The sequence below is a fragment of the Mycobacterium arosiense ATCC BAA-1401 = DSM 45069 genome (genome assembly GCF_002086125.1).
Lineage (GTDB): Bacteria > Actinomycetota > Actinomycetes > Mycobacteriales > Mycobacteriaceae > Mycobacterium > Mycobacterium arosiense.
The window spans coordinates 16,473-29,491 of sequence record NZ_MVHG01000008.1 but is presented as its reverse complement, the minus strand read 5'-3'; the positions used below and the strand labels follow the sequence as shown (position 1 = coordinate 29,491).

At 67.3% G+C, this 13,019-nt stretch carries 11 protein-coding genes; 4 read left to right on the top strand and 7 right to left on the bottom strand.

Going from position 1 to position 13,019, the window contains the following annotated elements; all coding sequences use genetic code 11:
• Position 1 precedes the first annotated feature (1 nt).
• The 4 genes from BST14_RS05670 to BST14_RS05655 are packed head-to-tail and all read right to left on the bottom strand — an operon-like array spanning position 2 to position 5,184.
• Positions 2-1,729, bottom strand: coding sequence for an FAD-binding protein (locus BST14_RS05670; protein ID WP_142279283.1), 1,728 nt, complete (start codon positions 1,727-1,729; stop codon positions 2-4).
• A gap of 8 nt (positions 1,730-1,737) precedes the next feature.
• The gene (locus BST14_RS05665; protein WP_245845319.1) at positions 1,738-2,655 is read right to left on the bottom strand and encodes a 3-carboxyethylcatechol 2,3-dioxygenase; all 918 of its coding nucleotides are present in this window, start codon (positions 2,653-2,655) and stop codon (positions 1,738-1,740) included.
• Positions 2,603-4,321, bottom strand: coding sequence for a bifunctional 3-(3-hydroxy-phenyl)propionate/3-hydroxycinnamic acid hydroxylase (locus BST14_RS05660; protein ID WP_083063598.1), 1,719 nt, complete (start codon positions 4,319-4,321; stop codon positions 2,603-2,605). The genes BST14_RS05665 and BST14_RS05660 overlap by 53 nt, the downstream gene beginning before the upstream one ends.
• On the bottom strand, positions 4,321-5,184 hold the full coding sequence (locus BST14_RS05655) for an alpha/beta fold hydrolase (RefSeq protein WP_083063597.1): 864 nt from the start codon (positions 5,182-5,184) through the stop codon (positions 4,321-4,323). Before BST14_RS05655 ends, BST14_RS05660 begins: the two co-directional genes overlap by 1 nt.
• A gap of 125 nt (positions 5,185-5,309) precedes the next feature.
• On the opposite strand from BST14_RS05655, the gene BST14_RS05650 reads away from it, so the two are divergent.
• The 3 genes from BST14_RS05650 to BST14_RS05640 all read left to right on the top strand — a co-directional run bounded on the left by BST14_RS05650 (position 5,310) and on the right by BST14_RS05640 (position 8,928).
• Positions 5,310-5,987 (top strand): IclR family transcriptional regulator, encoded by a 678-nt coding sequence (locus BST14_RS05650; protein WP_083063596.1) that lies wholly within the window; start codon positions 5,310-5,312, stop codon positions 5,985-5,987.
• 14 nt (positions 5,988-6,001) lie between these two features.
• On the top strand, positions 6,002-7,618 hold the full coding sequence (locus tag BST14_RS05645; RefSeq protein WP_083063595.1) for an FAD-dependent oxidoreductase: 1,617 nt from the start codon (positions 6,002-6,004) through the stop codon (positions 7,616-7,618).
• A 203-nt stretch (positions 7,619-7,821) separates the two neighbouring features.
• Positions 7,822-8,928 (top strand): GGDEF domain-containing protein, encoded by a 1,107-nt coding sequence (locus BST14_RS05640; RefSeq protein ID WP_158085855.1) that lies wholly within the window; start codon positions 7,822-7,824, stop codon positions 8,926-8,928.
• Between the two features lie 168 nt (positions 8,929-9,096).
• Here BST14_RS05640 and meaB read toward each other — a convergent pair whose 3' ends face one another.
• On the bottom strand, positions 9,097-9,984 hold the full coding sequence (gene meaB / locus BST14_RS05635; protein WP_083063593.1) for a methylmalonyl Co-A mutase-associated GTPase MeaB: 888 nt from the start codon (positions 9,982-9,984) through the stop codon (positions 9,097-9,099).
• 7 nt (positions 9,985-9,991) lie between these two features.
• Positions 9,992-11,131, bottom strand: coding sequence for a thiolase family protein (locus BST14_RS05630; protein WP_083063592.1), 1,140 nt, complete (start codon positions 11,129-11,131; stop codon positions 9,992-9,994).
• A gap of 200 nt (positions 11,132-11,331) precedes the next feature.
• On the opposite strand from BST14_RS05630, the gene BST14_RS05625 reads away from it, so the two are divergent.
• The gene (locus tag BST14_RS05625; protein WP_083063591.1) at positions 11,332-12,186 is read left to right on the top strand and encodes a proline iminopeptidase-family hydrolase; all 855 of its coding nucleotides are present in this window, start codon (positions 11,332-11,334) and stop codon (positions 12,184-12,186) included.
• A 22-nt stretch (positions 12,187-12,208) separates the two neighbouring features.
• Here the strand turns inward: BST14_RS05625 and BST14_RS05620 are convergent, their stop codons facing one another.
• The gene (locus tag BST14_RS05620; RefSeq protein ID WP_083063590.1) at positions 12,209-12,979 is read right to left on the bottom strand and encodes an enoyl-CoA hydratase/isomerase family protein; all 771 of its coding nucleotides are present in this window, start codon (positions 12,977-12,979) and stop codon (positions 12,209-12,211) included.
• Positions 12,980-13,019 lie beyond the last annotated feature (40 nt).

Sequence of the window (13,019 nt, the reverse complement as noted above, 5' to 3'; positions counted from 1 at the left end):
GTTACCTCCTATGAGTATTAGCGGCTCGGTTGGCTGCCTGTGCCGCAACGTGTTTCGCCGCGACATAGCCGAAGGTCATGGCCGGGCCGATGGTCGCCCCGGCACCGGCGTAACTGCGGCCCATCACCGGCGCGGAGGTGTTACCCACCGCGTAGAGGCCGGGCACCACCGTGCCATCGGTGCGCAGCACGCGGGCGTGCTCGTCGGTCAGGAGGCCGCCCGAGGTGCCCAGGTCGCCCAGCACGATCCGGAAGGCGTAGTACGGCGGATCGCCCAGCGGGTACAGGTTCGGGTTGGGCAAGGTGTGGTCGCCGTAGTAGTTGTCGTACACGCTGTCGCCGCGGTTGAAATCGTCGTCGTGTCCCTTGCGGGCGAGTTCGTTGAAGCGGCGGGCGGTTTCGGCCAGCTGGTCCGCGGGCACGCCGATCTTGGTCGCCATCTCATCCCACGTCGCGGCCGCTTTGACCACACCGGATTCCAGCCAGGCCGGTGGGATCTTCCGGCCGGTGGGCACCGGTGCCCCCGGAATTTTCGGTATGGGCAGGTGTCCACCGACGACGTAGCGATTGAACGATCTGTGGTCGGTGATCAGCCAGCACGGGATGTGGGTGACGCCGGACCTCTGGCCCTCGATCATGGCGTGGCCGAAGTCCATATAGGGAGCCGCCTCGTTGATGAAGCGCTGGCCCGCACCGTTGACGATGAACTGTGCCGGCATCATCCGCTCGTTGAGCATGAATTGCATGCGGCCGTCCGGCCACTGGATAGCCGGGAACCACCAGGCTTCGTCCAGTAGATCCGTTGCGGCGCCGATCTGTTGACCGGCACGGATACCGTCGCCCATCGCCGCCGGATTGCCGAAGCTCCAGTCCTGGTCCACCTCGGGCAGAAGTTCTTTGCGCCAGGCCAGGTCGTGGTCGAACCCACCCGACGCCAGGATGACGCCCAGGCGTGCGCCGATCAGCTGGGGCTTGCCCCCGCATTCCACCACCGCTCCGGTGACCGCCCCGTCGGAGTCGGTGAGCAGTCGCACCATCGGCGAGTCCAGCCATAGCGGGATGCCGCGTTCCCTCAGCGCCAGCCGGAGCCGGGCCGCCAGCGACTGTCCGATGGCGGCCATCCGCTCGCCAAACACCCGGGCCCGGACCATCCGCGAAATCAATTTGAGCAGCACACCCTTGCCGGCCCATGACTGCCTGATCCGGTAGAACGTGCGAAGCTCCTTGGGCCCCAGCCAGATTCCCTTCGGGGCCAGCGCCAGCGGCTGCAGCAGCTTCTGCTCGTCGGGACCCAACTTCCGCAAGTCGATGGGCGGCACGTTGATGGTGCTGCCCAGTGCGGAGCCCCCGGGCAACTCAGGATAGTAGTCGGCATAGCCGGGCTTCCAAACGAACTCGAACCATCCGGACAGTTGCTCCAAGAACTGCAGCATCTGTGGTGCGGTCTCGACGTACTGCCGTAACCGTGCCTCGCTGACCAGGCCGTCGGTAATCCGTTTGAGGTATTCCACGACGCCGTCGGGTGAGGGCACATAGCCCTCCCGCCGCTGCGCGGGGGCGCCGGGCACCCAGATGCCGCCCCCGGACAGAGCGGTGGAACCCCCGAAATGAGACGACTTTTCGACCACCAACGTGTCAAGGCCGGCGGCCTGGGCCGTCAGCGCGGCCGTCATGCCGCCACCACCGGACCCGACGATGAGTACGTCGACGACATGATCGAAGCCGTCCAATGCCGCCGTCATTTCGGCAGAGCCGTTCTGATGGCGAAACCGGCGATCAGCTCGGGCGCGGGTTTGTAGTATCGCCCGGTGGTTTCGTAGGGCCCCGCCGCTGCCAGCGCCGCGAATGCCGCCACCCACGTGCGGATCTCCTGCGCGGAGCTGCCGCCCTCGTGGGCGACGAACGAATTCGACCAGCCATCCAATTCGCTCAGCCATCCCCCGTCGATGATCTCCAGGAATCGGTGGTCCCACGCCGGGTTGAGTGCCTGCAGCTCACTGTCGCCGGCGGCGAAGTTCTTGGCCGCGTCGATGACGGCGGCTTGCCGGGCCTGGCGCTGCTCGGGCGTCATCGGCTGGCCGTGCACGATCCGCTCCAGTACCGCCGCGGGAGCGGTCGCCAGAGTCGGCACCGGCGGGCTGTGCGACAGCCCGCCCGATCCCAGGATCAGGACGCGCTTGTCGAGGGCGGCAAGGTGACTGCCGACGGCGGTACCCAGTGCGCGGCAACGGTGCATCGGGCCCAGCGGTACCCCGATGGCGTTGACGAAGATCGGTATCACGGGACGCGAGGTGGCGTGGCCGAACAGCTTTTCCAGGGGCTGAATCGTCCCGTGGTCGACGTCCATGCTCGCCGATACCGCGATGTCGACGCCCGCATCGAGGATCGCCTTCGCGCAGTCGGCCGCCAGCATTTCCGGCACGTCGAGCGGGCCGCAGTACGTGCCGTAGTCCCCCACCCCGCGGGCGCTGGTGCCGATGCAGAAGGGCGGCATCACCTTATAGAAGAAGCCGTTGTAGTGATCCGGAGAAAAACTGACCACCAGTTCGGGGTCGTACTCTTCGACGAATCGCCGTGCCCCGGCGATCGCCCCCTCGATGTCATCAAGCAGGTCCCGCGACGGCCCCGGAAGATTCAGGAGAGGGCTGTGCGACATACAGCACAGAGCCAGTGCCACTTTGCAAATCACCCCCTCGCGGCGTGAGTGTGAGCGCGTCGATGAGCGCGGCGCTCAAGTCCGGTGCGCGCTGAGCGATGCAGGCACCCGCGATGCATCGATCGGGGCGCAGGAACAGCACCGACTCGGGGTGCGTGTCGAACCAGGACTTGACGCCCCCATGCCGATCGCCCACGACGACGACGTCGGGGTCGTCGTGCCCCGCCCAATGCAGCTGGGTCGCAGGGCGGAGCGCGAAGAAGCGCGCGCCCAACGCTTTCCAGTTCTCAAACGCCACATCGCCGAGGATGGTGCGCGGGTTGTTGTTCCAGCACAGCACGGCGAACCACGAACCCAGTACGTCGTCGAGCAACACGTTTTGCTGGTCTCGGGTGTCGACGCGCGGCTGGATGAACAGCGTTCCTACCGGCGAATCGGCACGGCCCGGCGCGGCGTGCACGACGGCCCCGTGCTCGTAGCGCGGCATCGGCTTGAACCGCATTTCCAGCACATATCGCTTGAGCGACGGCATGATTGACGCCGACCGGATGAGGAGATCTCGCGCGTTCGCCACCCGGCGGTTCGTCGGCGAGATCACCCGTCCCACCATGGTGGACAGGTCGATCATCGCGCGGGCATGCTTGCGGCGTTCCACGTCGTAGGTGTCCAGCAGCTTGTCCTCGGCCCGTCCGCTCACCACCGCGGCCAGCTTCCAGCCCAGGTTCGCCGCGTCGCGGATTCCGCTGTTGTAGCCCTGCCCCTGCCATACCGGCATCAGGTGGGCGGCGTCGCCGGCCAACAGCAGCCGGCCCTGCCGGAACGCGCCGGCGATCCGCGAGTGGTGGGTATACACGCGGCGCCGGATCACGTCGACCCGGTCGGGGTGGGGCACCATCCGCGCCAGCATCTGGGTCAAAAACGCCGGATCTTCGGCCTGCTCGTCGGTTTCGTCGGCGTGAATCATGAACTCAAAGCGCCGAATTCCGTGGGCGATCGAGATCGAGGCGTACGGGCGCTCGGGGTCCGCGCCGACCTCGCTGTTCGGGTGGCCCAGCGGGTCATTGGCGATGTCGACCACCAGCCAGCGCGTCGACGACGTCGTTCCGTCGAACGACACCCCCATCACCCGCCGGGTCATGCTACGGCCGCCGTCGCACCCGACCACATAGCGGGCCCGCATGCGTCCGACGTCGCCGTCGTTGGCGCCGCCGAGTTCGACGGTCACCCCGTCGGCGCTTTCCTGGCACGCCGTCATCGGGCGTCCCCAGCGCACCTGGACGTGCTCGAATCGGTCCAGGCCGGCCAACAACTCGGCGTCGACGAGGGGTTGCACGAAGCCGTTTCGTTTCGGCCAACCGAAACGTGCGTCCGGCGGGGCCATTTCGGCGAGCACCCGGCGCTTGGCGTCGACGAAGCGCAGGATCTGATTGGGCACCGTGTGCGGCAGCACCCGGTCGGCGAGCCCTATCGACTGGAAGGTCCGCAACGCCTCGTCGTCCAGTCCGACGCCACGCGGATAGTCGATGAGGGTGTCCCGCTCGTCCACCACCACCGTGCGGATGCCTTGCAGGCCAAGGATGTTGGCGAGGGTCAAACCGACCGGGCCGGCGCCGACGATGAGGACATCGGTCTCGACGTCACCCACTTTTTGTTCCGGCGCGACCATCACCGGCCCAGCAGGAAATCGAGATGCAGGCGATTGAAGGTCTTGGCGTCCTCGTACTGCGGCCAGTGGCCACAACCGGGCATCACCTCGAAGCGGGCGCCGGGGATCATCGACGCCATGCGACGCCCCTCCGTCACGTCGGCGGTCGGGTCGTCACTGGTCCACAGCACCAGCGTCGGGGCGATGATCGACCCGTATTCGTCCGGGCCGAGGATGTTGCGCGCCCGGATCTCGGGATCCTGCAATGCCATGATGTCGCTCATCGCCGAAACGAAACCCGGTTGGCGATAGACGCGCTGGCGGCTGGCGACCAGGTCGTCGTAGTCCTTGGATTTGTCGGCCATCAGCCATTTGATGCGCGCTTGCACCGTTTCCCAGGTCGGGTCCTCGGCGGCCGCCATGGACAGCGTGATGATCCGTTGCATCACCACCGGATCGGCCTGGGAGCCGCCGGCGGTGTTAAGCACAAGCCGCTCAACCACATCCGGATGGTCGACCGCGGCGCGCGCGGCCACCCAGCCGCCGAGCGATTCGCCGCTGAGGTAGGCGCGGTCGACACCGATGGTGCGCAGCACGGCCATCAGGTGCTCGACGTAGTGGGCGATTTCCAGCGGATGGCCCGGCTTGTCGGTATACCCGTGACCGAGCATGTCGATCGACCAGGTCCAGAAGTGCTCGGCATGCGCACCCAGATTGCGCACGTAGGCCTCGGCATGTCCGCCGGATCCGTGCAAAAAGACCAGCACCGGCTTTCCGGGGTCACCGGCGCGCAGGTACCGGGTCCGCACGCCTCCGGCGTCGAGGTAGCCCTGCTCAAACGCGACTCCCTGGAGGTCGCTCCAGATGCTCTCGAACTCCGCCACGGTGCTGTCCGGCCTCCAGATCGGGAAATCTCGTTCTCGTTTTCGGCTTACTCGGTGTGCTAATATCGCACATTAATGTGCGTTATATATAGAGCTTCGCTCCCACGGGAAGGTCTGTCAAGGCTGTGACGGGGTCCGGTACCGGTTCGCAGACCCTGGCCAGGGGTCTGACCGCGCTGCAGATGGTGGCGGACTCGCCCAGCGGGCTGACGGTGCAACAGCTCGCCGACCAAGTGGGGGTGCATCGCACCATCGCCTACCGGTTGCTGACGACATTGGCCGAGTTCCGGCTGGTGGCCAAGGGAGAGGACGGGCGCTACCGTCCGGCGGCGGGCCTGGCCGTGCTCGGCGCTTCCTTCGACCGCAACGTGCGTCAGGTGAGTCTGCCGACGCTCCGCGCGCTGGCCGACGAACTCGGCACTACCGTGTCGCTGCTCATCGCCGAAGGCGACCAGCAGGTGGCGATCGCGGTGATCGTGCCCAGCCACGTCGCCTACCAACTCTCCTTCCACGAAGGCAGCCGATATCCGTTGGATCGGGGCGCGGCCGGGATCGCCCTGCTCGCGTGCATGCCGCCGCGTCCGGGCGAACGGGAGCTGGTTTCCCTTGCGCGCGAACGTGGTTGGGTGACAACCTATGGCGAGATCGAACCGAATACCTACGGCCTGGCCGTGGGGGTGCGCCGCCCGGTGCCCTCGCCACCGACGTGCATCAACCTCATTTCACACCGACAAGACGTGGTGATGCGCGGCAAGGACGCGGTCATGAAAGCCGCCAAGCAGTTGTCGGAGCTACTGAGCTGAAGGGATAGCAGTCCATGTCATGGGACCACGAAGTCGACGTCGTCGTGCTTGGCAGTGGCGGCGCCGGCCTCACCGCCGCATTGACCGCAGCCGTAGCGGGTGCCTCGGTGGAGGTTTACGAAAAGGCCCCGACCGTCGGCGGGACCACGGCCGTATCGGGTGGCATCGTGTGGATCCCCGCCCACAACCGTTCTCCCGACGGCGAATTGACCCCGGCCGACGCGTTGCGATACCTGCGCGCCCAGTCGCTCGGTTCGATGGACGACGAGTTGGTGGAAACGTTCGTGCGCACCGGCCCCGCGATGCTCGATTTCATCGAGGCGCACAGCGGTCTTCAGTTCGAGATCGCCACCGGCTTTCCCGACTACCGTCCCGAGTTACCGGGCGGACAACCGACCGGCGGCAGGTCGCTGAGCGCAGCGCCCTTCGATCTGGCTCAACTGGGCGAATGGGCAACTCGCATCACGTCTTTCCCAGCTGACTGGTCCAACGTCGGTTTCGACGCCGAGACCAGGGCGCGCCTGCACGCGGCGATCGACGAACGAACCAGCCATTTGTGCGTGGCCGGCACCGCGCTGATCGCGGGACTGCTCAAGGGCCTGCTGGACGCGGGAGTGACGCCACATACCAATGCCCGCGCCGAAGGTCTCATCACCGACGACGGAGAAGTCACCGGGGTGCACGTGGCCATGCCGGAAAGGACCATCAGTATCCGCGCCCGGCGCGGCGTCATCCTGGGCACCGGCGGCTTCGAGTGGGATCCTGCTCTGACACAGGCGTTTCTGCGCGGCCCCATGCACGGGGCGGTCTCGCCGCCCAACAACACCGGCGACGGCTTGCGCATGGCGATGGAGCGGGGGGCCGACCTGGCCAACATGGGTGAAGCGTGGTGGGTGCCCATCGTGCAAATCCCGGGCGACACCATCGAGGGCAAGCCACGCAGCCGCAGCGTGCGACTGGAAAGAACGAGGCCGCGCAGCATCATCGTCAACTCGGCAGGCCGGCGCTTCGTCAACGAGGCGTGTGACTACAACTCGATGGCCGGCGCCTTCCACTACCTGGACCCGCGCGGCGGCTACGTCAACGACCGCGGATGGATGGTGTTCGATTCGATCCACCTGCAGCGCTACGGTTTTCTGGGTGTCGAACCGGGGCAGCCCGTCCCGGACTGGTTCTGCGAGTCGGCGGACCTCGCCGAGCTGGCCGCCAAGACCGGCATCGACGCCGACGGTCTGGGCCGCACCGTCGAGAGCTGGAATCGTCACGTGGCCGCCGGCGCGGACCCCGACTTCGGTCGTGGCGCGAGCGCCTACGACGGCTACTGGGGCGACGACAGCGCGACCACCCAGGCCGGTAAGACCCTGGGCCCCATCGACACCGCGCCCTTCTACGCGGTGCCGGTGAGCATCGGCGCGATGGGCACCAAGGGCGGCCCCCGCACCGATCACGATGCCCGCGTCCTGCACGTCGGCGGCGAACCGATACCGGGTCTTTTCGCCGCGGGCAACGCGATGGGCGGCGTGACCGGGCGGGCCTACGGTGGCGCCGGAGGGACTCTCGGCCCGGCAATGGTTTTCGGTTATCGCGCGGGCCATGCGGCCGCCACCGGGAAGTCGGTCGACCTGAAGTAGAGGCTTCCGCTTCCGCCGGCTGGTCAGCGACAGTGGCTGAGAAGGCGACTCGCGGTGGTCACGTCGCGCGCACCGGCACTTTCGCGGTGTAGCCACGGCCGGCTGCGAAACGTTGAATAATGGCGCCGGGGGTCACGAAAGGTCGCCGGTCCGATGGACTGCACAGCACGAAACCTGACGTATGGCCGAGGGATCGCAGACTGATGCGGGCGCTGCGGACCTGGTGGGGTCATTCCGACCGGTATGAGTGGATCACCACATTCCTGCGCCAACGCGGAATGTTGTCTTCGGCGCGGGCGGCCTTGGCCGTCATCGCCGGTTCATCGGCGTTGGTGCCGCTGACCGTGTTGCCGAGCCAACGCCGGCCCGGCGTCGTCGAAGTCTTCACCGGCGGCGTTGCCGCCACATTCACCCTCGGCCTGACCGTTTTGTTGTTGACGCGCTGGCCCACGCGTCGACAGTCGCAAGTCGGCGTGCTGATCGGCGCGCTCTGCATCGGCGGGTGGAGTCTCGTCCAGCCCACCGGCGCCCTTGCCGCCCTGGCCTGTACCGCGATGGCCCTCCCCGGCGGCTACATCGCGCTCTTTCACGGGCCCCGACTGCTGCTGTTCAACGGTGCGATAGCGGTCACCGTCACCGCCACGGCGGTGGTGCGGCTCGCCCGGGAAACCAACATGGCCATGGCGGCCTCCGCGTTTTGGGTAAGCGCCTTTCTCAATCTGTCAGTTCCCCTGGGCATCGGAGTGATGTCGCGGGCGATGGAGACGTATGTTCAACGCTCCGAGGAGGATTCGCTCACCGGGCTGCTGAATCGGCGAGCGTTCACGGCTGCGGTCAGCAACCGCTTGGCGAGTCCGCCACCGGCCCACACCCATCTGGCGGTGGTGATGGTCGATCTCGACAACTTCAAGCGGATCAACGACACCCAGGGGCACTCGGCCGGTGACCGTGTGCTGCAAGCGGTGGCCGAGCTGCTGCGCACACACACCCCGGCCGACGCGATCATATGCCGCGCCGGCGGCGAGGAGTTCCTGGTGGCCCTGACCGCTACGACCCCGGACGTCAGCCATCTGGCCGCGCGAATCTGCGCCGAGCTCGCCGCTCAATCGCCGAAGATCACGGCCAGCATCGGCACCACCAGCGCCGAACTGGACCTGTTGACCGGACCCGATGCCGGATGGCTCGTCGACGAGCTCATCAGGATCGCCGACGGTGCGATGTACGCCGCGAAGCGCGGCGGCGGAAACCGCGCTCACCATGGAACGCGGACATGGCAGCCGAGGCGAACCGCCGCCGAACCAAGTAGGTGACTGTCATTCGTGGTGACGCCCCGTGATAGCGCGCAGGAAACTCCCCTAATGCCGGCCCACCGCGGGTGCGCCGGAGCGGTTAACTCCGCAGCGGCACTTCGACGCAGGCATGGGTGGCCCGCAAATGTGGTGAATGCCCGTTCCCCCGATCGGGGGACAGCCGGGCCGTCAGTCGGCGGGAGGTGCAGGAGGTGAGATCAGCCGATCGGCGGCCGTGTAAGGGGCCTGGTCGCCGTCGACGACCGCCTCGGCGAGCCGGTCGAGATCCGGCTGGGTCCGCAGCCGGGTCTGCGCGAGTGACAAAATTTGCGCTCGGGCCCGGGCCAGTCGGCGGGCACGACTGTCGGTGCGGCGATGGTCCTCGATGGCGGCCATCAGATCCTCGATGCCCTCGCCCCGGGCGGCGATCAGGGAAACGATCGGGGCAGTGGTTTCGGCTCGCAGATCCCGAACCGTCTGCTCGGCACCGTCGCGGTCCGCCTTGTTGACCGCCACGATGTCGGCGACTTCCAGCACACCCGCCTTGGCGGCCTGAACCGCGTCGCCCGCGCCCGGATTCAGGATGACGACCGTGGGGTCGGCGACGGCGGCGATCTCGATCTCGGATTGGCCCACCCCCACCGTCTCCAGCAGGACCACGTCGTAACCGATCGCCGCCAACAGCCGGATGGCCGCCGGAACCGCCGCCGCCAGGCCGCCGAGATGCCCACGGGTGGCCACCGAACGAATCAGGACGTCGGAGTCGTTGATGTGCGCGGCCATTCGAATTCGATCGCCCAGGAGCGCACCCCCACTGAACGGGGACGACGGGTCGACCGCCAACACCGCCACCCGCGAGCCGCGCTTGCGGTAGGCACCGACCAGCGCGGCGACCGTCGTCGACTTTCCCGCCCCCGGCGGGCCCGTGATGCCGACGACCGGCCCCATGCCGCCCGGCGCCGGACCGATATTCGCCAAGACCTCGTCGCGCTGGTCGCCCTCGACAAGGCTGAGAAGCCGACCGGCCGCGCGGGGAGATCCGTTGCGCGCGCGGGCAATCAGATCGGCGATGATCATGTACGCATTATGGCGCCGCGACCTCGATCACCGTCGCCGAGCCCATCCCGCCGCCCGCGCACATCGCCGCGACGCCGATGCCACCGCCGCGGCGGCGCAACTCATGCACCAAGGTGACGAGCATCCGGGCGCCGGTGGCCGCGACGGGGTGCCCCAACGAGCAGCCGCTGCCGCTGACGTTGACCTTGTCGGGGTCCAGCTCGAGCAGCCTGACGGTGGCCACGCACATCGCGGCGAAAGCTTCGTTGATCTCGAAAAGATCCACGTCGGCAATCGAAAGTCCGCCTCTTTTCAGGGCTTTCGGTATCGCTTCCACCGGCGCCAGGCCGGTGATCGCCGGGTCGACGCCGACGGATGCCCAGGAGCGGATGGTGGCAAGCGCGGGCAACCCCAGTCGGTCGCTGGCGATCGTCAGCACCGCGGCACCGTCGTTGGCGCCGCAGGCATTGCCGGCGGTGATCGAGAAGCCCTCGATTTCCGGGTGCAGCGGCTTGAGCGCGCCCAGCTTCTCCATGCTGGTGTCCCGGCGCGGGTGCTCGTCGACAGCGAACAACCCGTGCGGGGTTTCGATCGGCACGATCTCCTGTTTGAAGCGCCCCTCGTCAATGGCGGCGATCGCGTTGCGGTGCGACCGCAACGCCCAGGCGTCCATCTCCTCGCGACTCACGCCGGCCTTGACCGCGGCGTTCCAGCCCACGGTGATCGACATGTCCATGTTGGGCGCGTCTGGCCGGTCCGGGTGGGTCGGCGGGAACCAGTCCACCCACTCGCCGTCCACCTGCATCCGCGACCGCGGGGACGTCGACGCCGAGTTCACGCCGCCGGCGATGACCAGCTGGTCCATGTCCGCGCGCACGCTCGCGGCCGCGGTCTGCACGGCCGCCTGACCCGCCGCGCAGTGCCGGTTGTTGGCCAGCCCGGGTACCTGCGTCAGGCCGGCGGTGACGGCGGCGTGGCGGGCGAGCACACCCCCGCCGTAGAGACCCTCACCCAGGATCACGTCGTCGACCTGCGCCGGGTCAAGGTCCCTGGCGGCCTCGCCGACGACGTGGTGGGCCAGGTCGAACGCGCTGGTGTCGCGCAGCGTGCCCTTGCGAGCGGTGCCGATGGGGGTGCGCAGGGCGGACACGATGACGGCTTCAGACACAGGTCTTTCTCCAGTTCGGCCGGCGGGGTACGGGGCCAGACAGGCTTCCGCACATCAGTGAGAATCGTATTCTCTCATTTCGAGAGTACGAGTCGCAACAAGTGCGCGGCCGCAGGCAATGCGACCCGGGGTCGACGACGGCCGGCGTCAACAACGCGAGAAACCCGCCCATTTGCGATGGTGGACGCATGACTCAGGGAATGGTCGCGGTTCCGGGCGGCAGCGTGTGGTTCAAGCGGACCGGCGGCGGCGCGGGCCTCCCGCTGCTGGTCGTGCACGGCGGGCCTGGATTGCCGCACGACTACTTGCGGTCGCTGGGGCGGTTGGCCACAGAGCGCGAGGTCATCTTCTGGGATCAGCTCGGTTGCGGCCGTTCCAAATGCCCGCCCAATCATGAGCTTTGGACGCTGGAGCGCTCGGTGGCCGAGGTGGACGCGGTGGTGCGGGCGCTTGGCCTGGACCGCTTCCATTTGTTCGGCAACTCCTGGGGTGCGATGCTGGCCCAGCAGTACGTGCTCGACGCGGCCCCCGCCGGCGCAGCGAGCCTGACCATTTCCAACAGCATCGCGTCCATCCCGGAGTTCGCGAAAATGGTGGCGCGTTTGAAGTCCGAGCTGGATGCGGCCACCCAAGCCGCCATCGACCGCCATGAAGCCGCCGGCACCACGTACTCCCCCGACTACCAGGCCGCCATCCGCACTTGGAACGAAACCTACCTGTGCCGGGTGCGCCCTTGGCCGCGAGAGCTAGAGGATGCATTTCGCAACATGGGCGCCGAAATCTTCGAGACGATGTTCGGCCCCAGCGACATTTACATCATCGGGACCATCCGGGACTGGGACGTGCTCGACCGGCTCCATGAAATCACCGTGCCGACACTGGTTCTCGCGGGCAAGTACGACCAATGCGTTCCCGAACACATGTGGGAAATGCATCGGCGCATACCGGGTTCACGGTTCGAGTTGTTCGAATGCAGCGCTCACATGCCGTTCATCGAGGAGCCGGACAAGTTCGATGCGGTGATGCGTGACTTCCTGCGCGGGCATGATTCTTGAGGCCGTCGGGCGGTGCGACACCTCAGTTCTTCTTGGCCGCGTTGAATTTCGCGACGTTGGTCCGGAAGTCCTCGGTCACGAAGGACTGACTCTCGGCCGACAGCGCGTAGTCCAGACTGGCGAGCACGGCCCGCTCCAGGTGAATGTTGAGCACCCGCTTGGTGCTCTCGACCGCCTGCTGCGGCAGTTGCAAAATCTTTCTAGCGGTGGCGATCGCCTCCGCAACCGGGTCTCTCGCGATGTGATTGGCCAGCCCGAGCTCGACGGCCCGCTGGGCGCTGATGCGGGTGCCGGTGAGGGCGAATTCCTTGGCCAGCAGCAGGCTGATGTGCAGCGGCCAGGTCAGCGGCCCACCGTCGGCGGCCACCAGGCCGACCTGCACGTGCGGGTCGGCCAGATACGCGTCCTCGGCGATGTAGACGATGTCGCTGAGCGCCACCAGGCTGCAGCCCAGCCCGACGGCGGGGCCGTTGACCGCCGCCACCACCGGAATCCGGCACCGCGCCATGCCGAGCACGATTTCGCGCCCGTCGCGAATTGTCTTGGCGCGCAGGTCGGCATCGTTCGCCAGCTCCTCCAGATACGTGAAATCGCCGCCGGCCGAAAACGCCCGGCCGGCACCGGTGATCACCGCGGCCCGGGCGGTGGGATCATCGGTGAGTCGCTGCCAGAGCCGCGCGAGCCCGACGTGCAAATTGTCGTTGACCGAGTTGAGCGAATCCGGCCGGTTGAGGGTGATGATGCGCAGGGCACCGTCGGCCTGGACGTCGATTTCGGTAGGCATGTCGTACACGTCAGACTCCTTCGATGGTCGTGACCCGCTTCACCCGGGC